The organism is Curtobacterium sp. MCBD17_028 (assembly GCF_003234875.1).
In the GTDB taxonomy this organism is placed as follows: Bacteria; Actinomycetota; Actinomycetes; order Actinomycetales; family Microbacteriaceae; genus Curtobacterium.
Genome location: NZ_QKTQ01000009.1, coordinates 13147 through 37813 on the forward strand (window position 1 = coordinate 13147; position 24667 = coordinate 37813).

Annotated in this window: 23 protein-coding genes; 14 read left to right on the plus strand and 9 right to left on the minus strand. The window is 72.2% G+C overall.

The window, feature by feature from the left end; genetic code table 11:
- Positions 1 to 53 precede the first annotated feature (53 nt).
- Entirely contained in the window at positions 54 to 404 is a 351-nt protein-coding gene (locus DEI86_RS11520) for a tryptophan synthase subunit alpha (RefSeq protein WP_111013891.1), read from the minus strand.
- Positions 405 to 501: 97 nt separating this feature from the next.
- Between DEI86_RS11520 and DEI86_RS11525 the strand changes: the two genes are divergently transcribed.
- Positions 502 to 1020: an 8-oxo-dGTP diphosphatase gene (locus tag DEI86_RS11525; RefSeq protein ID WP_181434915.1), complete on the plus strand. Its 519-nt coding sequence runs from the start codon at positions 502 to 504 to the stop codon at positions 1018 to 1020.
- Here DEI86_RS11525 and DEI86_RS11530 read toward each other — a convergent pair.
- Together DEI86_RS11530 and DEI86_RS11535 are read right to left on the minus strand one after the other, a co-directional pair.
- Positions 986 to 2293: an ABC transporter permease gene (locus tag DEI86_RS11530; RefSeq protein WP_146244913.1), complete on the minus strand. Its 1308-nt coding sequence runs from the start codon at positions 2291 to 2293 to the stop codon at positions 986 to 988. The two genes, DEI86_RS11525 and DEI86_RS11530, sit on opposite strands and share 35 nt — an antisense overlap.
- Positions 2294 to 2527: 234 nt before the next feature.
- Positions 2528 to 4216, minus strand: coding sequence for a sodium:proton antiporter (locus DEI86_RS11535; RefSeq protein ID WP_111013888.1), 1689 nt, complete (start codon positions 4214 to 4216; stop codon positions 2528 to 2530).
- A gap of 187 nt (positions 4217 to 4403) precedes the next feature.
- On the opposite strand from DEI86_RS11535, the gene DEI86_RS11540 reads away from it, so the two are divergent.
- Complete coding sequence (locus DEI86_RS11540; protein ID WP_111013887.1) at positions 4404 to 5660, plus strand: inorganic phosphate transporter; 1257 nt, start codon at positions 4404 to 4406, stop codon at positions 5658 to 5660.
- A complete protein-coding gene (locus DEI86_RS11545) occupies positions 5657 to 5872 on the plus strand; it encodes a hypothetical protein (protein WP_111011076.1) in 216 nt (71 codons plus the stop codon). Before DEI86_RS11540 ends, DEI86_RS11545 begins: the two co-directional genes overlap by 4 nt.
- A 57-nt stretch (positions 5873 to 5929) precedes the next feature.
- Here the strand turns inward: DEI86_RS11545 and DEI86_RS11550 are convergent, their stop codons facing one another.
- The gene (locus tag DEI86_RS11550) at positions 5930 to 7024 is read right to left on the minus strand and encodes a YihY/virulence factor BrkB family protein (RefSeq protein WP_146244097.1); all 1095 of its coding nucleotides are present in this window, start codon (positions 7022 to 7024) and stop codon (positions 5930 to 5932) included.
- 10 nt (positions 7025 to 7034) lie between these two features.
- Positions 7035 to 8360 carry an MFS transporter gene (locus DEI86_RS11555; RefSeq protein WP_375342176.1) on the minus strand — a complete coding sequence of 442 codons (1326 nt, stop codon included), beginning with the start codon at positions 8358 to 8360 and terminating at the stop codon, positions 7035 to 7037.
- 33 nt (positions 8361 to 8393) lie between these two features.
- On the opposite strand from DEI86_RS11555, the gene DEI86_RS11560 reads away from it, so the two are divergent.
- The 3 genes from DEI86_RS11560 to DEI86_RS11570 all read left to right on the plus strand — a co-directional run bounded on the left by DEI86_RS11560 (position 8394) and on the right by DEI86_RS11570 (position 12001).
- Positions 8394 to 8765, plus strand: a complete 372-nt coding sequence (locus DEI86_RS11560; protein WP_111014023.1) for an FKBP-type peptidyl-prolyl cis-trans isomerase — start codon at positions 8394 to 8396, stop codon at positions 8763 to 8765.
- The gene (locus DEI86_RS11565) at positions 8765 to 9601 is read left to right on the plus strand and encodes an aldo/keto reductase (protein ID WP_111049607.1); all 837 of its coding nucleotides are present in this window, start codon (positions 8765 to 8767) and stop codon (positions 9599 to 9601) included. Before DEI86_RS11560 ends, DEI86_RS11565 begins: the two co-directional genes overlap by 1 nt.
- Before the next feature lie 108 nt (positions 9602 to 9709).
- On the plus strand, positions 9710 to 12001 hold the full coding sequence (locus DEI86_RS11570; protein WP_111049608.1) for an ATP-binding domain-containing protein: 2292 nt from the start codon (positions 9710 to 9712) through the stop codon (positions 11999 to 12001).
- 12 nt (positions 12002 to 12013) lie between these two features.
- Here the strand turns inward: DEI86_RS11570 and DEI86_RS11575 are convergent, their stop codons facing one another.
- Positions 12014 to 13114, minus strand: coding sequence for a glycoside hydrolase family 6 protein (locus DEI86_RS11575; RefSeq protein WP_181435216.1), 1101 nt, complete (start codon positions 13112 to 13114; stop codon positions 12014 to 12016).
- A 161-nt stretch (positions 13115 to 13275) separates the two neighbouring features.
- Here DEI86_RS11575 and DEI86_RS11580 point away from each other — a divergent pair, with 161 nt between their 5' ends.
- From DEI86_RS11580 to DEI86_RS11600, 5 genes are all read left to right on the plus strand, one after another.
- Positions 13276 to 13716 carry a VanZ family protein gene (locus DEI86_RS11580; RefSeq protein ID WP_111037291.1) on the plus strand — a complete coding sequence of 147 codons (441 nt, stop codon included), beginning with the start codon at positions 13276 to 13278 and terminating at the stop codon, positions 13714 to 13716.
- Positions 13717 to 13873: 157 nt separating this feature from the next.
- Complete coding sequence (locus DEI86_RS11585; protein WP_111049609.1) at positions 13874 to 14701, plus strand: nuclease-related domain-containing protein; 828 nt, start codon at positions 13874 to 13876, stop codon at positions 14699 to 14701.
- A gap of 146 nt (positions 14702 to 14847) precedes the next feature.
- Entirely contained in the window at positions 14848 to 15117 is a 270-nt protein-coding gene (rpsO, locus tag DEI86_RS11590) for a 30S ribosomal protein S15 (protein ID WP_111011093.1), read from the plus strand.
- Positions 15118 to 15342: 225 nt separating this feature from the next.
- Positions 15343 to 16455 carry an LLM class flavin-dependent oxidoreductase gene (locus DEI86_RS11595; RefSeq protein ID WP_111011094.1) on the plus strand — a complete coding sequence of 371 codons (1113 nt, stop codon included), beginning with the start codon at positions 15343 to 15345 and terminating at the stop codon, positions 16453 to 16455.
- A complete protein-coding gene (locus DEI86_RS11600; protein ID WP_111049610.1) occupies positions 16452 to 17078 on the plus strand; it encodes a CE1759 family FMN reductase in 627 nt (208 codons plus the stop codon). Before DEI86_RS11595 ends, DEI86_RS11600 begins: the two co-directional genes overlap by 4 nt.
- Positions 17079 to 17103: 25 nt before the next feature.
- On the opposite strand, the gene DEI86_RS11605 is transcribed toward DEI86_RS11600, so the two are convergent.
- Positions 17104 to 18324 (minus strand): hypothetical protein, encoded by a 1221-nt coding sequence (locus tag DEI86_RS11605; RefSeq protein ID WP_258368714.1) that lies wholly within the window; start codon positions 18322 to 18324, stop codon positions 17104 to 17106.
- A 365-nt stretch (positions 18325 to 18689) separates the two neighbouring features.
- Here DEI86_RS11605 and DEI86_RS11610 point away from each other — a divergent pair, with 365 nt between their 5' ends.
- A complete protein-coding gene (locus tag DEI86_RS11610) occupies positions 18690 to 20951 on the plus strand; it encodes a polyribonucleotide nucleotidyltransferase (protein ID WP_111049611.1) in 2262 nt (753 codons plus the stop codon).
- Between the two features lie 329 nt (positions 20952 to 21280).
- On the opposite strand, the gene DEI86_RS11615 is transcribed toward DEI86_RS11610, so the two are convergent.
- Complete coding sequence (locus DEI86_RS11615; protein ID WP_258368716.1) at positions 21281 to 21940, minus strand: TetR/AcrR family transcriptional regulator; 660 nt, start codon at positions 21938 to 21940, stop codon at positions 21281 to 21283.
- Between the two features lie 263 nt (positions 21941 to 22203).
- On the opposite strand from DEI86_RS11615, the gene DEI86_RS11620 reads away from it, so the two are divergent.
- Both DEI86_RS11620 and DEI86_RS11625 read left to right on the plus strand, forming a co-directional pair.
- A complete protein-coding gene (locus DEI86_RS11620; RefSeq protein WP_111049613.1) occupies positions 22204 to 23541 on the plus strand; it encodes a pitrilysin family protein in 1338 nt (445 codons plus the stop codon).
- 10 nt (positions 23542 to 23551) lie between these two features.
- Positions 23552 to 24154: a histidine phosphatase family protein gene (locus DEI86_RS11625; RefSeq protein WP_111011099.1), complete on the plus strand. Its 603-nt coding sequence runs from the start codon at positions 23552 to 23554 to the stop codon at positions 24152 to 24154.
- A 3-nt stretch (positions 24155 to 24157) separates the two neighbouring features.
- On the opposite strand, the gene DEI86_RS11630 is transcribed toward DEI86_RS11625, so the two are convergent.
- Positions 24158 to 24631 (minus strand): GNAT family N-acetyltransferase, encoded by a 474-nt coding sequence (locus DEI86_RS11630; RefSeq protein WP_111014014.1) that lies wholly within the window; start codon positions 24629 to 24631, stop codon positions 24158 to 24160.
- Between the last annotated feature and the right edge of the window lie 36 nt (positions 24632 to 24667).

Here is a 24667-nt window from a genome sequence, read left to right on the forward strand (position 1 = left end):
GCTGCCGGTCCCCGGGCCTGGTCCGCGGGTGTCAGCGGACGCGTCGGACCGGGTCAGCGGCCCTCGGGGATCGCGCCCATGAGCTTCCAGACCGCGCTCGACAGCTCCGGGTGCGCGAGCGCGATGCGCCGGAGGCGGTGGTACTCCTCGCCGTGCACCGTACCCGACCCCGACGACGGGTGCTGGGTGCGTCCGCCGGCACGGTGCTCGATGCGGGAGTCGACCTCGATGGCCTCGGCGCGGAGGATGAGCACGACCTGCTCGTCGACCGTCGGGATCAGGTGCATGAACTCCCACGGGTCGTCACCCTGGCGACAGCGGTGTTCGACGATGACGGCGATCTCCTCCGCCGCCTCGGCACGGAGCACCTCGAGGCTCCGCCCCGCGTTCCGGGACTCAGCCACGGTGTGCCCGTACCTGCGCTGCCATGGAGCGAGCCTACGCCACGCCTTCGGGGACATCGACGCCGCGCTCCCCGGCGTGCTCGGGCAGACTCGGAGCGTGCCGCACGTCGCGTCGAAGGACCAGCACCCGCGGGTGTGTGTCGTCTACCTGCTCCGATCCGGGCCCGCCGGGGTCGAGGTCCTGCTCGGACGGAAGCGGCGGGGGCTCGGGGTCGGACGGCTCGTCGGCCCCGGCGGCAAGCTCGAGCCCGGCGAGGACGCCCGCTCGGCCGCGGTGCGTGAGGTCGCGGAGGAGGTCGGGCTCGAGGTCCGTGCCGAGGACCTCGAGCCGCGGGGGACGCTCGACTACCGGTTCCCGTTCCGGCCGTCGTGGAGTCAGGTCTCGGACGTGTTCGTCGCCGAGCGGTGGGACGGCGAGCCGCGCGGTGGCGACGAGCTCGAACCGGGCTGGGTCCCCGTCGACGCCGTGCCCTACGACGCCATGTGGGACGACGCCCGCTACTGGCTGCCGGGGGTCCTGCGCGGTGGGAGCGTCCGTGCGCGGTTCACCTTCGGCGAGGACTGTGCCACCGTGTCCGGGTTCACCGGGTCCGGCGTCCGTGCGGCGGTCGACTGATCGCGACGGCGCCGGTGCGGGGTGCGGCGGTGCCCTCGAGGCCCTCGAGCCCGCCCGTGAAGACGTCGCCCGTCATCCGGGCGTCCTGGAACCCCGCGTCGTGGTGGTCGTCACCGTCGCCTCGGCCGGGGCGGATGGTGGTCAGCGTGCCCGTCTCGGTCGACTGGAGTCCGTGCCGCGCGAGTTCCTCGTCGCGCTGCTGGCCCAGGAAATCGCGGTTCGCGGCCTGCGCGTCCCCGAACATCGTCGTGCGACCGGTGACGATCATCCGGATGCGGCGGTGCTCCCACCACATCTTGCCGACGACCATGAGCACGATCCCGGCCGCGGCGTAGGAGGCCATCGTGACCAGCCCGCGCTCGTACGAGGGTCCGACCCCGTACACCGTGTGCTTGATCATCTCGACCATGCTCGAGCCCACCACGACGTGGTTCAGCCAGGCGAACGGCTCCGGCATGAACCACTTCGGGTAGGCGCCACCCGACGACGGCATCGACAGGAAGACGAAACAGATCATGGCGGGTGCGGCGATGAACCGCCCGGCGAAGTAGCTCAGGCCGTTCACGGTCAGTCCGATGGCGACGATCCAGCCCCAGGCGATGAGCACGAGCGCGGCGAAGTGTCCGTGGATGGCGCCGACGACCGGGCCGGCCAAGGTGTTCGTGATGAGGGAGATGACGATCCCGCCCACCACGATGACCGCGACGCGCGTGCGGTGGCGCAGCGGGCCGCCCATGATGCCGATGAACATCGCCACCATGTACCCGCCGATGCACCACGCGAGCATGACGTACATGGCGACGGTGCCGTACTCGTCCCAGCGTGGCAACGGGGCGAGTTCGGTGATCGTCGGTGCCGGACCCCCACCGGCCGTGATCACCGACGACAGGGTCGCCGGGACGAGGCTCGCCACCTGGAACTGGTGCGCGCTCGCCTTGAACACCGTGTTCGACGACGGGTCGTAGGCGACCGCCATGAGTCCGCTCACCACGTCGTGCTTCGCGCGCGTGAGCGAGTCGACCGTGTGGAACACGTACTCGCCGGGCAGGGCCTTGTGCACGGCCGCGACGAGTGCCGGGTCCGACCCGACCAGCGCGATCGGGACGTCGTGCGGATGGGGTGCGTGGAACGCCGCGATGTAGCACAGGCAGAACCCGACGATGAAGAACAGGGGCATCCAGAGCTGCAGGCCGATGAGTTGCAGCGAGGGGTGGAGGGTTCCGTACCAGCGGCGGTAGCGACTGATGTGCTGGGGCTCGGGCGCACGGGTCACGGTCCGTCCCCGCCCGGCGATGCGGGTACCCCGACGCGGCGACGATCCCCGGGTCGCCGGCCTCGTGGTGCGGGCCGTCGGTGTGCTGCGGTGCACTCCGGCACGGTCCGGGACGTCGTTGTTGCGCGGTGTGCTCACGCGGGCTGGGCCACCTCTCTGGGCTTCGGACGAAGGCTTCCAGGGTACGCCGCCGCCGCTTCGAGCCCACATGGCCGGGAGGTGCGGGCCGCGCGGTCAGGACCGGCTGCGGCCCGCCTGGGACGAGTCCATCGCGAGCTCCTCGGCGTCCAGGCTGATGAGGACGCGGCGCATGACCTCTTCGTCCAGGGCGCCGTGCTCGCGCTCGCGGAGCACGACCTCGCGCCGGCGGGCGAGGAGCTCGCGCCGGACCGCCTGGACCTCGGCGGCGGTGAGCCGGGACGGGGCCTCGCGGGCGTCGAGGCGCTCGTCCTCGGCGTCGTGCTGGAAGTCCTCGGCCTGTCGCTCCAAGCGCCGCCGCAGCCGGCCCACGGTCGCGTCCACGGCCTCCCGTCCGTACCGCTCCGCCCAGACGTCCTGCCGCTCGCGGATCAGGTCGATCGCCGCCTCGGTCGTGCGGTGGGACAACAGGAGCTCGGCCGCGGTGTCGCGCTCGTGCTCGCCCGGGTCGTGGACGTGCAGACGGCGGATGACGATCGGCAGGGTGAGCCCCTGCAGCAGGAGGGTCCCCACGGTGACGACGAACGCGATGAGGAAGATGGTGTCCTGCGCGGGGATGTGCGTCGGCGAGGACACGACGGCGACGGCGGCGGCCAGGGTGACCACGCCGCGCATCCCCGTCCACGAGATCACCGTGAGCTCCTGCCAGGTCATCCGTGGTTCGGCCGCGCCGCGGAGCCACCGGAGGCGCGGCCTGCCCCGGGTCGCGCGGACGACGAGCGGTCGGAGCCAGCGCCCGTTCACGCGGCGCCGCCAGTACGACAGGAACACGAACGCGGGACGGACGAGCACGACGACGCCGAGCACCACGAAGGCCACCCCGACGCTCTCGAGCAGGCTGCGGTGGCTGGCGAGCGTCTCGTGCACGACCGTGTTGAGCTGCAGCCCGATGAGCGCGAACACGAAGCCCTCGAGGATGACGTCGGCGCTCGTCCACAGTGGGCGCTCCTGGAGACGGGTCTCGTAGCCCTCCTTCGGCGAGTTGTACCCGATGTACAGGCCGGCCGTGACGACCGCGATCACACCTGAGCCGCCGAGTTCCTCGGCGAGGATGTAGGCCACGAACGGGAGCAGGATGCTCATGATGGTCGCGATCACCGGGTCGCCCAGCCGCATCCGGAGCCAGTGCACGAGCACGCCGAGGACCCCGCCGACCACGAGTCCCACGACGATCGCCAGGGCGAAGATCCCGGCGTCCTCCCACAGGGTCAGCGACTCGCCCGCGATGATGAGCGTGAAGACGCGGACGAGGGTCAGGGACGCCGCGTCGTTGATGAGGCTCTCGCCCGACAGCACGGTCATCACGCGGCGGGGGAGCCCGAGCTTCCGGCCGATCGCCGCGGCCGACACGGCGTCGGGCGGGGCGACGATCGCGCCGACGAGAATCGCGGCGGGCAGGGTCATGTCCGGTACGAGCAGGTAGGCGACGGCGCCGACGACGATCGCGGTCACGATCACGAGCACGATCCCGAGCCGACGGATCTGCCGGAGCGACTGCCGGAAGCTCTGCCACGTCACGTCGAGCGCCGCGGAGTACAGCAGCGGCGGCAGCACCACGGTGAGGATGACGTCGGAGTCGATCTCGATGTGCGGCAGCCCGGGGACGAACGAGGCGGCGAGCGCGGCGGCGGTGACGAGGAGCGGCGCGGGCAGGCCCTTGGCGCGGGCGAACGCGGTGAGCGCGAGGGACACCACGAGGACCACGAGCAGTTCGGCGATGTCCATCGGGCGGGAGTCCTCTCGTCGTCGGCCTGTCCATCTTCTCAGAGAGCGCCTGGTGCGGGCTGGACGGGCCGTGAGCGCGACGACAGCCACGAGGACGGGCGGCGCTCGCCCACAGAGTGGACGCCGGTGAACGGGGGATGGACATCAGGTTGCCCCGCGGTGCCCGGAACTGGGAGACTCGTCGGCGGTGGATCTCACACTCATAGTCGTCCTGGTCATCGCGTTGGCCCTCTTCTTCGACTTCACGAACGGTTTTCACGACACCGCCAACGCGATGGCGACCCCGATCGCGACCGGCGCGATGAAGCCGACGGTCGCGGTGTCCGTCGCGGCGGTGCTCAACCTCGTCGGGGCGTTCCTCAGCACCGAGGTGGCGACATCGATCTCGCACGGCCTCATCAACGAGGGGCCGGGTGGCGTCGCGATCACCCCGGCGATGATCTTCGCGGGGCTCATCGGTGCCGTGACCTGGAACATGATCACCTGGCTCCGGGGCCTGCCGTCCTCGTCCAGCCACGCGCTGTTCGGCGGTCTCATCGGCGCGGCCATCGTCGGCGCGGGCTTCGGCTCGGTGAACTACGCCTCGCTCCTCACGGTGGTGATCATCCCGGCCGTCCTCTCGCCGGTCATCGCATCGGTGGTCGCGTTCCTGGCGACCCGCATCGCCTACACGGTCACGCGGCGCAAGGGCGCGCCGAACGAACGCGGCGGCTTCCGCATCGGTCAGATCTTCACCTCGTCCATGGTGTCGCTCGCCCACGGCACGAACGACGCCCAGAAGACCATGGGCGTCATCACGCTCACGCTCATCGCGGGCGGGTTCCAGCGCAGCGGGTCGGGCCCGGAACTCTGGGTGATCGTGGCCTGCGCCATGGCGATCGCGCTCGGCACGTACACGGGCGGTTGGCGCATCATCCGGACGCTCGGCAGCGGGCTCACGGACATCCGCGCGACGCAGGGCTTCGCCGCCGAGGCCTCGACCGCCGCGACGATCCTCGCGTCGAGCCACGTGGGCTTCGCCCTGTCGACGACGCAGGTGTCGTCGGGATCGATCATCGGTGCGGGGCTCGGTCGCCGCGGGTCGAAGATCCAGTGGTCGACGGCGGGCAAGATCGTCATCGCGTGGTTCATCACGTTGCCCGCCTCGGCAGCCGTCGGCGCGGTGGCGTCGGCGATCGCCCGCATCGGCACGGCCGGGCTCGTCGTCGACGCCGTGCTCGGGGCCGTGATCATCGCCGGGCTGTTCCTGTGGTCGCGGCGGAACCCGGTCGAGCAGGCCGCGGCGATCGAGGTCGACGTCGCCGCGAACTCGGTCCTCACGCGCAAGCAGCGCCGCGACCTGCAGCGCCGGAAGCGTGCGGAGGAGGTCGCGGCCCGCCGGGTGGCGTTGAGCCGCGAGAAGACCCTGCGCCGGATGGCCGCACGGAGAGGAGGCCGTCGATGATCGACTGGGGAGGCTTCTTGCTCGTCGTGCTCGTCGCGCTGATCTCCGCGTGCTTCGTCACCTCGGTGTACGGGCTCGGACTCCGTCTGTGGGTCACCGGGCGCGACGGCCGCGCGCGGTCGGCGCGTGCGGCGGCGGTGCTGTGCTTCGCGGTCTGCGCGGCCACGGTGCTGTACGGGGTGTACCTGATCGTCCCGCAGTTCCACCAGTAGCCCCGTCGGCCCGGTCACGAGACCGACGGAGCGGGCGCGGGTCGGGCCTCCCGGCCGTCAGTCCGTCGGCAGCGGCCGCTCGTCGGCGCGCACGCGGACCTGGTTCGCGAGGTCGCGCAGACGCTGTTCCTCACGTTCGGTCTCGGGATCGGGCTCGGGCAGCTCGGCGGCGGCCAGGCGCACCTGCCGCGCGGTCGCGACGTCGTGGTCGTGCCACCGTGCCAGCGCGAAGTTGCGGCGCACGTCCCGGAGGGGGAGGCGGATCGTGGCGTCCGCCTCGACGCCGGCGAACAGCTGCCGCATCCGGATGATCTCCGAGTCGAGCTCGCCCCCGACAACGAGCACGAAGTTCGAGATGTAGAGGTAGACGAGCAGCAGGATCGCCCCACCGAGCCAGCCGTACGCGTGGTTGATGGACCCGATCGTCTTGACGTACACGACGAACCCGAGGGTCGCGAGGGCCCAGGTGCCGATCGCGAACCCGGCTCCGGCCGAGACCCACCGCAGGTGTGGTGCCCGGACGTTCGGCGTCGCGTAGTACAGCACCCCGACCATGACGACGAGGGTCGCGAGGAGGACGGGCCACTTGCCGACGTCCCACAGGCCCTCGAGCCAGGCCGGCCACCCCATCCGGTGCACGACCGTGGCGACCGCCGTCGGGGTGCCGAGCAGGATCGTGATCGCCACGGCGCCCCCGACCATGATGAGCATCGTGACGAGCAGCATCATGCTGCGGAACTTCCAGATCCGTCGCCCCTCCTCGACCTCGTAGGCCGTGTTCATCGCGCGGCCGAACGCGGTCGCGTACCCGGACAGCGACCACAGGGTCAGGAGGAGGCCGATGGCCAACGCGAGCTCCGGGCTGTCGAGCGCGGTGAGCTGCCGGAGCGGCGTCTCGAGGTGTCGCGCGGTCTCCGGGCGGATGATGGCGCCGAGGATCTGGATGATGTCGGTGATCGTGTCACCGGAGCGGTCGAGGATCGACACGGCCGACACGACGGTCAGGGCCGTGGGGAACGCCGTCAGCGTGGCGAAGAACGTGAGCGAGGCAGCGGCGTCGACGACCCGGTGCCGGATGACCTGGTGGGTCGTCCGCCGGACGACCGCCCGGAACCCGGTGCGCTTGAGGGCACGCGAGTCGGCGTCCTGCATGCCGCCCACGCTAGCCGTCCGCGGGGCGGAGGGCGTCGTACCGCCGGAACGAGGGAACGAGGCGCAGCAGGAGCGCCACGAGTCCGATGATCACGACGCCGCCGACGATCGGCGGGACCGCGATGCCGACGGCCACGACGAGGCCCGCGTACAGGTCGCCGATCCGGGGACCGCCGGTCACCACGACGACGAAGATGCCCTGCAGTCGGCCGCGCATGCCGTCCGGTGCGGCGGCCTGGAGGATCGTCCCGCGGAACACGCTGCTCACGTTGTCCGCGCCACCGGACACCAGGAGCGCCGCGGACGCGAGCACGAGCGCCGGCAGGATCCCGATGCCGAACCCGACGTGGGCGCGGCCGCCGAGCGCGTGGGCGGCCGCGATCACGATGCCGAACACGGCGATCGAGGCCCCGTAGACCGTGATCGCCCAACCCACCGCCTCACCCTGGCGTCGGACGTGTCCGAGCGGGCCGGAGAACACGCTCGACACGAGTGCCCCCACGGCGTACGCGGCCGTGAGCACGCCGACCGTGATCGAGCCGCCGCCGATGACGAGCGCCCCGATCGCGGGGAACAGGACGCGGGGTTGGCCGAACGTCATCGCGATGATGTCGAGCACGAACGTCATCGTGATCGTCGGGGAGCGCCGGAGGAACCGTGCACCCTCGACGAGCGACCCGAGCCCCGGGCGCTGTGCGTCGTGCTCCGGCGCCATGCGCGGCAGCGTGATGATCCCCGTGAACGCGAAGCTGAAGAGGACGACGTCGATCGTGTAGGTGGGCGCGTACCCGACGGCGGCCACGAGCACGCCGGCGACGGCGGGCCCCACCGTGACGGCGAATCCCGTCCCGATGCCGCTGAGCGCTCCGGCGGCCGGCAGCAGGTCGGTGCCGATGAGCCGCGGGATGATCGCGGAGCGGGAGGCCCCGATCACCGTCCCGGCGACCGCGTTCACCGTCGCGAGCACGTACAGCAGCGCCACGTTCTCGAGGCCGAGCCAGGCGTGCGTGGCGATGAGGGCGGTGGACACCCAGGCGAGGACCGCGCTCGCGAGGGCGACGGCGCGGCGGTCGAACGCGTCGGCGAGCATGCCGCCGTACAGCCCGGCCGCGATCATCGGCACGAGCGAGATGACCCCGACGAGCGAGACCGCGAACGTCGACCGGGTGATGTCGTACACCTCGAGGCCGACGGCCACGGTCGTCATCTGGGTCCCGATGCCCGCGACCGAGCTCCCGACCCAGAGGCGGGGCCGTCGTCGGCCGGATGTGGAGTCACGGTGGGACCATTCTGCCGTCCCCCGCATCCGGACGCGCCCGGTGGGACCGGCCGCCATGCGGGTGTCACCCTCGTCGTGTTGGATGGCGACATGACTGACCTCAACAGCAAGCCCGAGTTCGACGCCCCGGAGGGCCCCGCCCCCACCGAGCTCGTCATCACCGACATCGTCGAGGGCGACGGCGCGGAGGCCCAGCCCGGATCGACCGTCAAGGTGCACTACGCGGGCGTCGAGTACGACTCCGGCGAGGAGTTCGACAGCTCCTGGAACCGCGGCGAGCCGATCGACTTCCCGCTCGCGGCGCTCGTCCGCGGCTGGCAAGAGGGCATCCCCGGCATGAAGGTCGGCGGCCGTCGCAAGCTCGTCGTGCCGCCGGAGCTCGCCTACGGGCCGGCCGGTGGCGGGCACTTCCTGTCCGGCAAGACCCTGATCTTCGTCATCGACCTCCTCGGCGTGCGCTGATGCCGACCGCGGTCCCCACCGTCGAGCTCAACGACGGCACCGCCTTCCCGCGCCTCGGGCTCGGGACGTACGGGCTGAACGGCGACGAGGGCGTGGCGGCGGTCCGTGCCGGCATCGACGCGGGCTACCGGCTCCTCGACACGGCGCTCAACTACGGCAACGAGGACGCCGTCGGCCGTGCCGTGCGCGAGTGCGGTCTCCCGCGTGAGGACCTCGTCGTCACCTCGAAGCTGCCCGGGCGACACCACGGGTACGACGAGGCCCACCGATCGATCGAGGAGACCCTCGGCAACCTCGGGCTGGACTCGGTCGACCTGTACCTCATCCACTGGCCGAACCCGTCCGTCGACAAGTTCGTCGACACCTGGAAGGCCTTCGTCGACCTCCGGGACAGCGGCGTCGTCCGCTCCATCGGCGTCTCGAACTTCACCGAGGACCACCTGCAGCGCATCGTCGACGCGACCGGTGTGGCCCCCGCGGTCAACCAGGTCGAGCTGCACCCGTACTTCCCCCAGGGCGCCCTCCGCGCGGTGCACGAGCGCCTCGGGATCGTGACCGAGAGCTGGAGCCCGCTCGCCAAGCAGAGCGAGCTCCTGACCGAACGCGTCGTCACGGACGCCGCGGCGGCGCACGGGGTCACCCCGGGGCAGGTCGTGCTGCGGTGGCACGTGCAGCTCGGCGCCGTGCCGGTGCCGAAGTCGGGCGACCCCGGACGGCAGCGCGAGAACATCGACGTGTTCGCGTTCGAGCTCACCGACGACGAGATGACGGCGATCTCCGGGCTCGAGCGTGGCCGGCTCTGGGGCGGCGACCCCGACTCGCACGAGGAGATGTGAGCCCGCGACGGGGCCGGTCGGACCGGCCCCGTCGCACCTCCACGCCGACACCTCCCACCACGGCGCGCGCGGGGCTACACTTGTCACCCCCGTCCCGAAGGGTGTTGCGTGACCGAGGAGTCAGAAGTCGACCGCGAGCGTCAGTACGTCGACGGCCTGTTCGCACGGCTCGACGAGTTGTCCGCGGACGCCGCCCGGCGGCTGGCCGAGACCCGTCGTGAGTCCGTCGGTGGGAACCACCAGAGCCGCAGCGAACGCGACGCCTTCGCCCGCCTCTACGAGGACACCCTCGCGACGCTCGAGCGCGTCGGGGACCGGCTCGTGTTCGGGCGCCTCGAGGTCGCGGACCCGGAGCAGGACGAGAGCGCCTTCCGCTACATCGGCCGCGTCGGGCTCCGGGACGCCGAGCACCGGCCGCTGCTGCTCGACTGGCGCGTCCCCGGCGCCAGCGCGTTCTACCAGGCGACGGCGGCCCACCCGATGGGCATGCGCGCGCGTCGGCACCTGACGCTGGCCGGTCGCGAGGTCGTCGGCGTCGAGGACGAGGTGTTCGACGCGACGCTCTACGACAGCGAGCGCACCCACCTGCAGGGTGAGGGCGCGCTGCTGGCCGCCGTGAGCGCGGACCGCACGGGCCGGATGACCGACATCGTCGCGACGATCCAGGGCGAGCAGGACCGCATCATCCGGTCCGCCATCGAGGGCGTGCTCGTCGTGCAGGGTGGCCCCGGCACCGGCAAGACCGCCGTCGCACTCCACCGGGCGGCCTACCTGCTGTACTCGCACCGCGAGCGTCTCCGCGGCTCCGGCGTGCTCGTCGTCGGTCCGTCGCCGGCGTTCCTGACGTACATCGAGCAGGTCCTCCCGTCGCTCGGCGAGACGGGCGTCGTCATGGCGTCCCTCGGGTCCCTGTACCCGGGCGTCGACACCGATCGGCACGACGGCGCGCGGGCCGCCGCGGTCAAGGGGTCGGCCGAGATGGCCGACCTGCTCCGCCGCGCGGTGCGGTCGCGGCAGATCGTGCCGACCGAGACCGTCACGGTCGACATCGAGGGCGAGCGTCTCGTGGTCCCGCCGTCGCTCATCGCCGCGGCGATGCGGAAGGCCCAGGAGCGGGGCAAGCCGCACAACGTCGCGCGGGTGACCTTCAACAAGGCGGCACTCGATGCCCTCACCGGTCTGCTCGCCGAGCAGCTGCGCGAGCGCGGGACCACGGTGGACGAGGCCGACGAGAAGGTCCTCCGCGAGGACGTCCGTTCGTCGTACGACGTGCGGGTGCTGCTGAACGGCGCGTGGATGCCGCTCCCGGCCGAGAAGTTCGTCGAGGACCTCTACGCGCGCCCGAACTGGCTCGCCTCGCTGACCCCGCACTGGTCCGCTGACCGGCGGGCGTTGCTCCGACGCTCGCGCGGTGCCGGGTTCACGGTCGAGGACGTCCCGCTGCTCGACGAGGCCGCGGAGCTCCTCGGCCCGTTCGACCCCTCGGGCGGCGGCGCCCGGAGGCAGGCGAAGGCGGCCCGACAGCGCGACGTCGAGAACGCCCGCATCGCCATCGAGAACATGGGCGTCGAGGGCATCGTGACGGCGGAGCAGGTCGCGGGGTCCTTCGCCGAGGGCGGTGACCCGCGCACCACCGCGGAGCGTGCAGCGGAGGACCGCGAGTGGACCTACGGCCACATCGTGGTGGACGAGGCCCAGGAGCTCTCGCCGATGCAGTGGCGGGTGCTCGCACGGCGGAACCCGTTGCGGTCCTTCACGATCGTCGGGGACATGGCGCAGGGGTCCTCGCCCGCCGCCGCGCGGAGCTGGGACGACGTGCTCGGTGCCCTCGCCCGCCGTCGTCGAGGCCGGGCTCCCCGCGTGCCGCTCGACCACCGGATCGAGTACCTCACCGTCAACTACCGCACGCCGCGGCAGATCGTCGAAGCCGCCGGTCGGTTCGCTGAGGACGCCGGGCTCGCCGTCACCGCCACCCGCGCCGTCCGTGACGGTGATCCGGTCGAGCACGTCGCGGTGTCCCGCGCCGGCCTCGTCGACGCGGTCGTCGAGCAGGTCCGGGCCGAGCGGCGTCGGATCGGCACGGGCACCATGGGCGTCATCGCGCCCGACGCCGCGATCGCGGTGATCCGCGAGCGGCTGGCGGCGACCACGGACGACCTCCGTTCACTCGAGGCGCCACGGCCCGGCGCGGTCACCGTCCTCACCGGTGCCGAGGCCAAGGGGCTCGAGTTCGACGGCGTGGTGCTCGTCGACCCGGACGGTGTCGGCGCCGACGCTGCCCGCGCGGCCGCCGCCGTGTACGTCGCCATGACGCGGCCGACCCGGCGGCTCGTCGTGCTCGACGTCATCGCGACCGACGAGGACGCCGGTGCGGCGGAGGCGGGGGACGTCGCGGCCTGATCTCGCCGGCGGTCAGTCCCGTTTCCGGTGCTCCACGAGGTCGAGCGCGTACTGCTGCCACCACTGTCCGGCGGCCGGTCCACCGTTGCACGTGCCGTCGCTCAGCCCGGGGGTCTTCACCCACAGCAGAGCGTCGAGTCGGGTGGAGCCGGCGGTGACGTGCGGGGTCTGCCCGAGCCCGGCCCCCGGCGGGTTGCACCAGGTGCCGAGCCACCCCCGGCCGTTGCGGGACACGTCGATGACGAAGTGCGGATCGCCCCCGATGCGGTCCGCGAGCCGGTCGGCGTACGCGCGCTCCTGGTCGACGCGGTAGAAGTTCGACACGTTGGTCGAGAAGCCCTGGGCCTCGTCGACGCCGGCCTCGCGGAGGCGCCGCGCCATGGTGTCCACGGGAACGCGGTCCTCGTTGCCGCCGTCGAGGTACACCGTGAGCCCGGCGTCGACGAGGGTGTGCACGGCCTGCCGGATCACCGGGATGCGGCTCGTCCCGATGCGGGGGCAGTTCGAGATCTGGGCGAGGGAGTCCGGTTCGACGAGCACGACGGCGTGCGATCCCCGCATGGCGTCGGCCACGTGCCGCACCCAGGGGCCGTAGGCGGCCGTGCTGAGGCCGCCCTTCGAGTACCCGCCGCAGTCGCGGTCCGGCACGGCGTAGAGCACGAACGTCGGGGTCGCCTGGTGCGTCTGCGCGCTCTCGAGCACCGCGCGGACGGTGCGCACGGTGTCGGCGGTCGAGCCCGCGCCCGTGAGCCACGTGGCGATCGGCTGGTCCGCGATCACCGAGAGCGCGTTCGCCGTCGCGACGTCGCCGCGGGTGCGAGCGGCGGACTCGGACCGGGCGGGGTGGTTCACGCTCGTGGGCTGCACGGCGAGTCCGCCGGGGAAGGCCTCGGCCGCGGTCCTGCGGGTCGCGACGACGCGCGTCGGCGTGGGGGTGGCATCGGGGGTCGACATGGAGCCTCCGTTCCGGTCGGCGTGGGGCAGGACGACCGTCAACGCGAGCACGAGCAGCAGCGCCAGCCCCACGGCGACCGCGCCGAGGACGGCCCACTGGCGGCGCCCCGACCGGTGGTGGCCGGCCGGCGGGCGGGGGTCAGGCCGCTCCGTGGGCATGGCGGTCCTCCTCGTCCTCACGGGTCGGTCGGACCAGCCTCGCATCACCGGCCCCGCGGCGGCCACTCGCCGGTCCGCTGTGCGCGATCTGCCAGGCGCGGCTCGGTCGGTGTCCAGCCAGGGCACAGGGGTGCGGCAGGCTGCTGCCCCAGACTGTGCGGATGTTCCGGAGACTGCTGCTGCTCGTCGTCACCGCCGGCTACGCCTGGGTGGTGTGGCGGATGACGCTGACACCCCAGCTGTTCTCCCGCTCCGGCAGTGATGCGGTCGCCCTCGTCCTCCGGCTGGCCCAGCAGCACGCGGCGACGGCGTGGGTCACCTACGACCGCGCGGAGTTCCTGGCGAACATCGCGATGTTCGTCCCGGTCGGTGCGATCGCGGCGATGTGGCTGCCCCGGCGGGCGTGGTTCCTCGCGGGCATGCTCGCCGTCGGACTCTCGGTGGGCATCGAGTGGACGCAGCACGTCGCCCTGCCGGGCCGCGTCGCCGATCCGCGCGACGTCCTCTCGAACGGGCTCGGGGGGTTCCTCGGCGCCACGCTCATCGGGTTGGCTCGGTCGGCGGTGCCCGAACGCCGCCGCCGACGCCCGCGCATGGTCTGACGGCCGCGCGTCGCGCGACCGGTCGACCCCGGTCCTCCCGTCCGTCCCCTGGTCCGGCCGTCCGGGGGGCACCCCTTCTGGAGCTGGCACCGGCCGGCCCGGGTCCGACACCCTGGGTGGTGGGCCGTGCAGGACGGCCCGACAGGAGGACCACCGCGTGCCCACCCACGACGTCCCGGGGGCGGTACGACTCGACGACCTCACGGACCGGGTCCCGGGGCAGACGCTCATGGCGGCCTGCCTCGCCGAGCAGGCGGCCGCGCCACCGCGGGGTCGTCTCGCACGCGTCGTCGGCGCGCGCGTGCTCACCGACGCGGCGCGGTCCTGGTACGTCGGCGTGGTGGGGGAGCGCGTGACCGCGCGGCTCCTCGAGGGGCTCGGACCGGAGCACGTCGTACTGCACTCCATCCCGGTGACGGACTCGGGCACGGACATCGACCACCTCGTCGTCGGACCCATGGGTGTCGTCACGGTGCACACGAAGCACCACCGCGACGCCCGCGTGTGGGTCGGCGGCGACACCGTGCTCGTCGCGGGTCAGCGCCGGCCGTACGTGCACGCGGCACGGAGCGATCGGACGCGCGTGCTGCGTGCCCTGGCGGCGCTCACGCTCCCCGTCGCACCGGTGACGAGTCTCGTCGCGGTGGTGCACGCCGCCCGGGTGCAGGTCCGACGCGCGCCCGAGGGCGTCCGCGTCGTCGACGCCCGTCACCTCGTCCGGACGCTCCGCCGGCTCCCGACGGTCCTCGGTCAGGACGCGGTGTGGGCGCTCGCCGGGGCCGTGACCTCCACCGAGACGTGGGGCGTGCGGCCCGAGGGTGAGCCCGCCGACGTCGTGGCACGGTTCGCAGCGCTCGGACGGGAGGTGCGGGTCGCCCGCGCTGCGCGTCTCGCGTGGGCGGGTGCCGCGTGTGCGGGCGTCGCGGCCGGCCTCGTTGCGGTCGTCGCGGCCGTCCCCGGCCTCGTCGGGGCACTGTTCAGTTGACTCCGGGGCACGGACGGGGCTCGTCGGGGTCGTCCGGCGACGGGCCGGTGGGGTATCATCGTCAGGTTGCCGTCGAACGGCCGCGGACACAGAGCGCCCACACATCCGGTGTGGTGCACCGCGCAGCAACAGGAAGGGGATCACCCATGGCACTCGAATCGAACGTCAAGAAGGCGATCATCGAAGAGTACGCGACCCACCCGGGCGACACGGGATCCCCCGAGGTCCAGGTGGCCGTGCTCACGCAGCGCATCAAGGACCTCACCGAGCACCTCAAGGAGCACAAGCACGACCACCACTCGCGTCGTGGTCTGCTGCTCCTCGTCGGGCAGCGTCGTCGTCTCCTCGGCTACCTCGCCGACGTCGACATCAACCGCTACCGCTCGCTCATCGAGCGCCTCGGCCTGCGTCGCTAGTCACTGCTCTGTCGGTCACTGCGGTCGACGATCGAAGTGCCTCCGCCAGGCGGGGGATCCGGTCTTGACCGAACGCCCCGTCCCTCCCACCGGAGGGGCGGGGCGTTCTGCGTTCCCGACGGGTGCGGTGGTCTCCCCGCGCGTTCGCACGGAGCGGGAATAGCGTGCACGGCACCGTCGTTCGGCTTGCATGTACATGCAAACGCATCGAAAGAGGAGCGCATCGTGCAGTTCGGCATCTTCACCGTGGGTGACGTCACCACCGACCCGACGACCGGCAGGACGCCGACCGAGGCCGAGCGGATCCAGGCGGTCCTGACCATCGCGCAGAAGGCGGAGGAGGTCGGCCTCGACGTCTTCGCCACGGGCGAGCACCACAACCCGCCGTTCGTGCCGTCCTCGCCGACCACCATGCTCGGCTACCTCGCCGCGAAGACCGAGCGGCTGGTCCTCAGCACGAGCACGACACTCATCACGACGAACGACCCGGTGAAGATCGCCGAGGACTTCGCGATGCTCCAGCACGTGTCCGGCGGCCGCACCGACCTCATCCTCGGCCGCGGGAACACCGGGCCCGTCTACCCGTGGTTCGGGCAGGACATCCGACAGGGCGTCAACCTCGCCATCGAGCACTACGCACTCCTCCGCCGCCTCTGGACCGAGGACGTCGTCGACTGGCAGGGCCACTTCCGCACGCCGCTGCAGGGTTTCACCGCGACGCCGCGCCCACTCGACGGCGTCGCCCCGTTCGTCTGGCACGGCTCGATCCGCACCCCCGAGATCGCCGAGCAGGCGGCCTACTACGGCGACGGGTTCTTCGCGAACCACATCTTCTGGCCCGCGAGCCACACCGCGAACATGGTCCGGCTCTACCGTGAGCGGTTCGAGCACCACGGACACGGGCCGGCCGCGAACGCGATCGTCGGGCTCGGCGGCCAGGTGTTCATGCGGAAGAACTCGCAGGACGCCGTCGCGGAGTTCCGCCCGTACTTCGACAACGCGCCGGTCTACGGCCACGGCCCGAGCCTCGAGGACTTCACGCGGCAGACCCCGCTCACGGTCGGCAGCCCGCAGGAGGTCATCGACCGGACCCTCGGCTTCCGCGAGTACGTCGGCGACTACCAGCGCCAGCTGTTCCTCATGGACCACGCGGGGCTGCCGCTCACGACCGTGCTCGAGCAGCTCGACATCCTCGGCGAGGAGGTCGTGCCCGTGCTCCGGAAGGAGTTCGAGGCCCGCCGTGCCCCGGGCGTCCCCGACGCCCCGACCCACGCCTCGCTCGTCGCGGCCGCGCAGTCGGCCGCCGTCGCCAGCGACGTCGCGGAGGTGCGCGCATGACCACCATCACCGTCGTCTCCGCGGGGCTGTCCGAACCGTCGTCGTCGCGCCTCCTGGCCGACCGGCTGGCGGATGCCGCCGTGACCGCCCTCGGTGACCCTGACGACGGGGTGCCGGGAGGCGCGACGCGCGTCGTGCACGTCGACCTGCGCCCGCTCGCGCACGAGATCACCGACGCGATGCTGACGCGCTTCAAACCGCCCGCGCTCGGCGCGGCGGTCGCCGAGGTCGTCGAGGCGGACGCCGTCGTGTTCGTCGCGCCGGTGTTCACCGCGGGCATGAGCGGGCTCGCGAAGTCGTTCCTCGACGTCCTCGAGACGGACGCACTCGTCGACATGCCCGTGCTGCTCGGTGCGACCGGTGGCTCCCCGCGGCACTCGCTCACGGTCGAGCACGGGTTCCGACCGGTCTTCAGCTATCTGCGCGCCGCCGTGGCGCCGACCGCGGTGTTCGCGGCCACCGAGGACTGGGGCGACGCCGAGGGCGTGGCGGCACTCGACGGTCGGATCCGCCGGGCGGGGGCCGACCTCGCCCACCTGGTCCGGACCTCCCGGCGTCGTGTCCCCGTGACGGAGCCCGACGTCGTCGACTTCGGGAGTCTGCTCGAGGGCCTCGGTCAGTAGGGGGCGCGCGGAGGGGGAGACCCGCTCAGTACCAGTGCGGGTTCTCGCTCATCTCGTGGTTCCAGGCGGCGCAGGGGCTGCCGTACGCGTCCTTGATGTACGCCAGGCCCCAGTTGATCTGGGTGTCCTGGTTCGTGCGCCAGTCCGCACCCGCCGTGGCCATCTTCGACGCGGGCAGGGCCTGCGGGATGCCGTAGGCGCCGCTCGAGACGTTGAGGGCGTTCGCCCGCCAGCCCGACTCCTGCGTCCACAGTGACACGAGGCATGAGAACTGGTCGGAACCCCAGCCGTAGGCACCGATCGCGCCTCGCGCGTACGCCTGCGCGCCTGCGGGGTCCGCGGCGACGCCGGAGGGATCCGGGTACGACGTCGTGGGCGCGGCCGCCGCGACGGCGGACGTGGCGCGTTGGGCGGCCGCGCGCTCCGCAGCGAGCTGCGCGGCCCGCTTCTGGGCCGCGACCTGGGCGGCCACGGCCTGGCCGATCGCGTACTGCCGCTCGACCTTCGCCGTCGTGTCCTTGAGGGTGGCGAGCTGCGCGTACAGCTCGTCGCTGTGCTGCTGCGTGCTCGACACCGCGGCGTTCGCCGCTGCCTCCGCGGCGTCCGCCGCCGTCGACTTGGTCTCCGCGGCGTCGGCGAGGCGCTGGCGCTCCGCCTCGGCCCGCTGCGCCTGGTCGTGGAGGGACGTGGCCGTGTTCGCCGCCACGCTCGCGTCGCTCATCACACCGGCCCACGTGTCCGACAACTGGTCGAGGGTGCCGAGTTGGTACAGGAGGTCCTGGGGCTTCTTGGAACCGACGATGCGGCTCGTGATCGTGTCGCTGTCGCCCGAGCGGTAGAGGTGCGCGGCGAGCTGCCCCGCCCGGTCCTTGGCGCGCGCCGCGGTCTCGGCGGCGGCCGCTGCCCTGGCGGTCAGGTCGTCGGCCGTCTGGGTCGCCGCCCGGAGGTCGGACTCGGCCGCGGCGGCCTGGGCCGACGCGGTGAGCGCGGCGGCGGACTTCTGCGCGGCCACCGACTGGAGGCCCTTGAGCGCGTCCTGCACCTTCGCGACCTCGGCCTGCGTGGCCGCCTGGTTGCCCTTCGCCGCCTGGACGTCCGCCCACGACGGGTAGGTCGTGGCCTGGGCCGGGAGGGCTCCGACGACCGGCGCGACGAACGCGCACACGGTCAGGGTGAGGCCCGTCACGAGCAGCCGACGGCGCGCACGTCCGGGCGCGGCGGCACGCGTGGGGGAGGAGTGACGCATGGGCCCAGGCTAACGACCCACCGCGTGTTCGCCGCGAGCCATGCCGGAGCGGCGGACCCGGATGCTAGGCTCGTGACCGTCGGTGACGTATCCGTCATCGATCTGGAACCAACCGGAGCAGGCCGGCACGAAGCTGGTCATCGGTGGTGACCTACGGGACCGTCCCCCACGCGGGGCGAGCGGCGCCGTGGATTTCTACTGCTGGCCAGGCATGCGTCCCGCTGTCGTGTGGGCGCACGTGCACACCGTGCCCTCGACCCCCGGCCCTGCTGCACACACACCATGCGGCGTCGACCACGACGCCGACACCACCACGCACGCTCGACGAGTGTGCGTGGCCGTCACGCACACGAGGAGGCACCCCTTTGGAGGGTCCCGAGATCAAGTTCGCCGAGGCAGTGATCGACAACGGTCGCTTCGGTACCCGTACCGTCCGGTTCGAGACCGGTCGTCTCGCGCAGCAGGCGCAGGGCGCCGTCGCCGCGTACCTGGACGACGAGACCATGCTGCTGAGCGCCACGAGCGCCGGCAAGCACCCGCGGGAGGGCTTCGACTTCTTCCCGCTCACCGTCGACGTCGAGGAGCGCTCCTACGCCGCCGGGAAGATCCCCGGCTCGTTCTTCCGCCGCGAGGGCCGACCGTCGACCGAGGCCATCCTGGTCTGCCGGCTCATCGACCGCCCGCTCCGTCCGTCGTTCGTCGACGGTCTCCGCAACGAGGTCCAGATCGTCATCACGGTCCTGAGCATCGCGCCGGACGAGTTCTACGACGCCCTCGCGATCAACGCGGCGTCGGCCTCCACGCAGATCTCCGGTCTGCCGTTCTCCGGCCCGATCGCCGGTGTGCGCCTCGCGCTCATCGACGGCCAGTGGGTCGCGTTCCCGAAGCACTCGCAGCTCGAGCAGGCCGTGTTCGACCTGACCGTCGCCGGCCGGGTCGTCACCGACGAGGCCGGCAACGAGGACGTCGCGATCATGATGGTCGAGGCGGAGGCCACCGAGAACAGCTGGGGTCTCATCCAGGGTGGCGCCGTCAAGCCGGACGAGTCCGTCGTGGCGCAGGGCCTCGAGGCCGCCAAGCCGTTCCTCAAGGTCCTCGTCGAGGCCCAGGCGAAGATGGCCGCGCAGTCCGCCAAGGAGATCCAGGACTACCCGGTGTTCCCGGCGTACTCCGACGAGGTCTACGCGGCGGTCGAGGGTCTCGCCCTCGACGAGCTCAAGGGCGTGTACCAGATCGCCGGCAAGCTCGAGCGTCAGGACGCCGACGACGCCCTCAAGGCGCGCGTCAAGGAGGCCGTCGCGGCCCAGGTCGAGGCCGGCACCCTGCCCGCCGAGGCCAACGGTCAGGTCTCCGCCGCCTACAAGTCGGTGACGAAGAAGGTCGTGCGCGGCCGGATCCTCACCGAGCAGGTCCGCATGGACGGCCGCGGCCTCGCCGACATCCGTCCGCTCGACGCCGAGGTCGCGGTCATCCCGCGCGTTCACGGTTCGGCGATCTTCCAGCGCGGCGAGACCCAGATCCTGGGCGTCACGACGCTGAACATGCTCAAGATGGAGCAGCAGATCGACTCCCTGAGCCCGGTCACGAAGAAGCGCTACCTGCACCACTACAACTTCCCGCCCTACTCGACCGGTGAGACCGGCCGCGTCGGTTCGCCGAAGCGTCGCGAGATCGGACACGGCTTCCTCGCCGAGCGGGCACTCGTGCCGGTCCTGCCGAGCCGCGAGGAGTTCCCCTACGCCATCCGTCAGGTGTCCGAGGCCCTCGGGTCGAACGGCTCCACCTCGATGGGCTCCGTGTGCGCCTCGACCCTGTCGCTCCTCAACGCCGGTGTGCCGCTGCGCGCGCCGGTCGCGGGCATCGCGATGGGCCTCGTCTCCGACACCGTCGACGGTCAGACCCGCTACGCGGCCCTGACCGACATCCTCGGTGCCGAGGACGCCCTCGGCGACATGGACTTCAAGGTCGCCGGCACGAGCGAGTTCGTCACCGCGATCCAGCTCGACACGAAGCTCGACGGCATCCCGTCGTCGGTCCTCGACGCCGCCCTGAAGCAGGCCAAGGAGGCCCGTTCGGCGATCCTCGGTGTCCTCACCGAGGCGATCGACGCCCCCGACGAGATGGCCGACACCGCGCCGCGCGTCATCAGCGTCCAGATCCCGGTCGACAAGATCGGCGAGCTGATCGGCCCGAAGGGCAAGACGATCAACGGGATCCAGGACGAGACCGGCGCCGACATCTCGATCGAGGACGACGGCACGGTCTACATCGGTGCGGTCGACGGTCCCTCGGCCGAGGCCGCCCGCGCCCAGGTCAACGCGATCGCGAACCCGACCAACCCGGAGATCGGGGACCAGTTCCTCGGAACGGTCGTCAAGATCGCCACGTTCGGTGCGTTCGTCTCGCTCCTCCCCGGCCGAGACGGACTCCTCCACGTGTCCGAGGTTCGCAAGCTCGCCGGTGGCAAGCGCGTCGAGAACGTCGAGGACGTCCTCGGGGTCGGCCAGAAGGTCCTCGTCGAGGTCACGAAGGTCGACGACCGCGGCAAGCTGTCGCTCGCGCCCGTGATCGCCGACGAGGCCGACACGGCGACCGAGTCCGCGGACGCCGAGGGCGCCACGGTCTGACGCTCGCGCTCGACGGAACGGCCGTCGGTCCCCTCGGGGGCCGGCGGCCGTTCCGCGTCTGCGGTCCGGCGGCCGTTCCGCGTCTGCGGTCCGGCGGCCGTTCCGCGTCTGCGGTCCGGCGGCCGTTCCGCGTCTGCGGTCCGGCCGCCGTCCTCCGGCCGCCGTCAGGACACCGCGAGATCGCAGACGTTGCCGCTCCGCCCCGCGGCAGAGCGGCAACGACTGCGATCTCGGCGGGAGAGGCGCCGGGCGGCCGGGCGGCACGGCGGCCGGGCGGCACGGCGGCCGGGCGGCACGGCGGCCGGGCGGCACGGCGGCCGCGCGGCAGATCAGGCGGCGGGTGCGTCAGTGCCGAGCACGCGACTCGCCACGCGGCCCAGAGCAGCGCACGCCGCGATCGTGTCCCCGGCGTACGACCCCACCATCGCGCCGTCACGCGCGAGCATGAGCTCGTCGGCGCCGTCGCCCGGGAGCGGGTGGCCGGCCTGCTGCAGGAGCTCGGCGAGCTGATCGGTGTACCAGTCGCGGTGGGCCGACACGACCTCACGGACGGGGTGCCGGGGGTCGTGGTACTCCGCCGCGGCGTTGAGGAACGCGCAGCCCCGGAAGTCGGGGTCGTTGGTGGTGTCCACGACGGTGTCGACCCAGGTGCCGACCGCAGTCCGTGCGTCGGGTGCCTCGGCGATGATGGTGTCCATCGCCTGCTTGACCTGCTCGTGCCGGCTCCGCACGTAGGCGAGGATCAGGTTGTCCTTCGAGCCGTAGTGCTTGTAGAAGGTCGCCTTCGTCACGCTCGCCTCGGCGATGAGCCGGTCGACGCCGACGCCACGGATGCCCTCTTCGTAGAAGAGCCGGGCCGCCGTCTCGAGGATCCGGAGCTTCGCGCCGCCGGTCGGACGCGCGCTGCTGGTCCGGGGAGCTTCGCTCGACCCGGGTGTCGTCGGTCCCGGGAGACGCTGGACGGTCGGTTGGGGGGAATCGACCGTCACAGCGTGGCTCCTCGGGACAACGTCGGCTGTCGCGACACCGCGGGGGGACGTGTATCGCACCAGGACCCGGTTGTCCGGTAGCCGCCGAACCGGCATCGAGGGGGCGGTGCCGTTCCGGTGCCGTCACTGTAGCACGAGGAGGACAGACAGACGAGTCCGTATGTCCGCATCGTGTGTACCCCGTTCCCGGGTCATCCGCGGGCTGTCCACAAGCGCAGGCCGTTCCTGAGTCACGTCCGTGGAGACTCAGTAGGCTCGACGCGATGAACTGCCCTGTGCCGTTGCCGCTCGAAGCGCCGGAGACCGCGTTCCCCACCGCAGGGGGGACCCTCGTCCGGCGTTCGGTCCTCGCCTCGGGCGTCCGCGTGCTCACCGAGGCCGTCCCGTCGGCGCGGTCGACGAGCATCGGGTACTGGGTGGGGGTCGGTTCGCGCGACGAGCAACCCGGCCAGTACGGCTCGACCCACTTCCTCGAGCACCTGCTCTTCAAGGGCACACGCGAACGCAGCGCGTTGGACATCGCCGTGGCGTTCGACTCGGTCGGCGGCGAGCACAACGCGGCGACCGCCAAGGAGTACACCTGCTACTACGCCCGCGTCCGGGATCTCGACGTCCCGATGGCCGTGGCCGTGATCGGCGACATGGTGACGAACTCGGTCCTCGACCCGGAGGCCTTCGACGTGGAGCGCGGGGTGATCCTCGAGGAGCTCGCGATGGCTGCCGACGACCCGGCCGACCTCGCGGGCGAGGCCTTCTTCGCCGCCGCCTTCGCCGGCCACGCGCTCGGGCGTCCGATCGGTGGCACGCCGGACAGCATCCGTGCGGTCGAGCGCGACGAGGTCTTGGACCACTACCGGCAGCACTACATGCCGAGCGGCATCGTGGTCACGGCCGCGGGCGCGATCGACCACGACCAGCTCGTCGAACTCGTCGCGGCGGCCTTCGGGGACGTCCCGCCGGCCACCCCGAACCCCCGTCGCTCGGCCGAGGTCCCGGCGGAGGGCGTCGAGCCCCGCCTGGAACTCATCCGTCGTCCCACCGAACAGGTCAGCCTCATCCGGGGTTCGCACGGGCTCGACCTCCGCGACGACCGCCGCCCGGTGCTCAGCGTGCTCAACGCGGTGCTCGGAGGCGGCATGTCCTCGCGCCTGTTCCAAGAGGTCCGCGAGCGCCGCGGTCTGGCGTACGCCGTGTCCTCGTTCGCCCCGGCGTACCTCGACAACGGCGCGTTCGGGGTCTACGCCGGTTGTGCGCCCGACAACGTCGGGGCGCTGCTCGGCATCGTCGACGACGAGTTCCGCAAGATGACGGACAGCGGGATCTCAGCCGACGAGCTCGCGCGTGCGAAGGGCCAGATCGAGGGCGCGCTGACGCTGTCGCTCGAGGACACGGACGCGCGTATGACGCGGCTCGGCCGCTCCGAGCTCGGGGTGGGGGAGTTCACGGACCTCGCGACGGCCCTCGAGCGCGTCGATCGCGTGAGCACCGACGACGTCCTCGACCTCGCGCGCGACCTGTTGACCCGCCCCGTGGTCACGAGCGTGGTCGGCGCCGTCGACCGCGCCGACCTCGAGGGCGCTCCCGGCGCGGACGACGTCTGACCGGTCCGGCATGTCGCACTACCTCTACCTCGTCCGGCACGGGGAACACCAGGACGCCGAGCACGGCCTGCGCGACGGCAAGCTCTCCGAGCGTGGCAAGCGGCAGGCGACGCTCATCGCGGACCGTCTCGGCGGGATCCCGTTCGACTCTGTCTGCCACTCGCCGCTCGAAGCGCCGGCCGAGACCGCCAGGATCATGCGTGAACGGCTCCCGGCGATCGTGCCCGAGGCCTCGACGCTCCTGTTCGACTGCGTGCCCTCGGGCCCGACGTCCGAGATGCCGCACGCCTACCGGAGCTTCTTCGGCGGCGTGACGGAAGAGGAGATCGCGGCCGGCCAGGCCCAGATGGGTGACGCCGTCGCCGAGTGGTTCACGCCCTCCATCGAGGACCGCCACGACCTCCTCATCACCCACAACGCGGTGATCGCCTGGTTTGTGCGCGAGGTGTTCCAGGCGCCGGACTGGCGCTGGATGGGGACGAGCGTCGCCCACACCGCGCTCACCATCGTCCGCGTCCGGTCGGCGAAGCCGCCGGAGCTGGTGACCCTGAACGACACGGCGCACCTGCCCGTCGAACTGCGGACGGGCCTCCCGGTCCCGCAGCCGCTCTGACGGTCAGCCGACCCGCCGCCGGTACCAGGCGGTCGCGTTCGGGTTGTCGTTGTACGGCGCGATCCGCTCGTACCCGCGGCCGCGGTACATGGCGCCGGCGGCGACGAGGCTGTCGTTCGTGTCGAGGACGACGCTCGTGGCGCCGAGGTCGACGGCAGCGCGCTCGAGCGCGTCCATGATCGCGGTCGCGACCCCCGCCCCTCGCGCGGCGGGCTCGACGAACACGTGTTTGACCTCGAACCGGACGTCCTCGCCGTCGTCGTCGATGCGCCGGAGGCCGCCGCAGCCGACGGCGTCCTCGCCGTCGTGTGCGACCACGAAGGTGCCGTGCGGCGGGACGAACTCGCGCGAGTCGGTCCGCTTGCGTCGGTACGACCCCTGCGCGACGGGGAACGTCGCGGCCCGCTCGTCGAGGTAGTGGTCGAGCAGGACGTCGACCTCGGGCAGATCGGCGGGGACGGCGCGCACGGAGACCACCTCCCGATCCTACGGGCGGACCGGGGGATGGTTGGA

Excerpts from the sequence above, each read along its gene's own strand:
- DEI86_RS11535 (WP_111013888.1), bottom strand. The coding sequence starts at position 4,216 with ATGGACATCGCCGAACTGCTCGTGGTCCTCGTGGTGTCCCTCGCGCTC.
- DEI86_RS11545 (WP_111011076.1), top strand. The coding sequence starts at position 5,657 with ATGATCGACTGGGGAGGCTTCTTGCTCGTCGTGCTCGTCGCGCTGATC.
- DEI86_RS11550 (WP_146244097.1), bottom strand. The coding sequence starts at position 7,024 with ATGCAGGACGCCGACTCGCGTGCCCTCAAGCGCACCGGGTTCCGGGCG.
- DEI86_RS11555 (WP_375342176.1), bottom strand. The coding sequence starts at position 8,360 with ATGGCGGCCGGTCCCACCGGGCGCGTCCGGATGCGGGGGACGGCAGAA.
- DEI86_RS11560 (WP_111014023.1), top strand. The coding sequence starts at position 8,394 with ATGACTGACCTCAACAGCAAGCCCGAGTTCGACGCCCCGGAGGGCCCC.
- DEI86_RS11565 (WP_111049607.1), top strand. The coding sequence starts at position 8,765 with ATGCCGACCGCGGTCCCCACCGTCGAGCTCAACGACGGCACCGCCTTC.
- DEI86_RS11575 (WP_181435216.1), bottom strand. The coding sequence starts at position 13,114 with ATGCCCACGGAGCGGCCTGACCCCCGCCCGCCGGCCGGCCACCACCGG.
- DEI86_RS11580 (WP_111037291.1), top strand. The coding sequence starts at position 13,276 with ATGTTCCGGAGACTGCTGCTGCTCGTCGTCACCGCCGGCTACGCCTGG.
- rpsO (WP_111011093.1), top strand. The coding sequence starts at position 14,848 with ATGGCACTCGAATCGAACGTCAAGAAGGCGATCATCGAAGAGTACGCG.
- DEI86_RS11600 (WP_111049610.1), top strand. The coding sequence starts at position 16,452 with ATGACCACCATCACCGTCGTCTCCGCGGGGCTGTCCGAACCGTCGTCG.
- DEI86_RS11605 (WP_258368714.1), bottom strand. The coding sequence starts at position 18,324 with ATGCGTCACTCCTCCCCCACGCGTGCCGCCGCGCCCGGACGTGCGCGC.
- DEI86_RS11620 (WP_111049613.1), top strand. The coding sequence starts at position 22,204 with ATGAACTGCCCTGTGCCGTTGCCGCTCGAAGCGCCGGAGACCGCGTTC.
- DEI86_RS11625 (WP_111011099.1), top strand. The coding sequence starts at position 23,552 with ATGTCGCACTACCTCTACCTCGTCCGGCACGGGGAACACCAGGACGCC.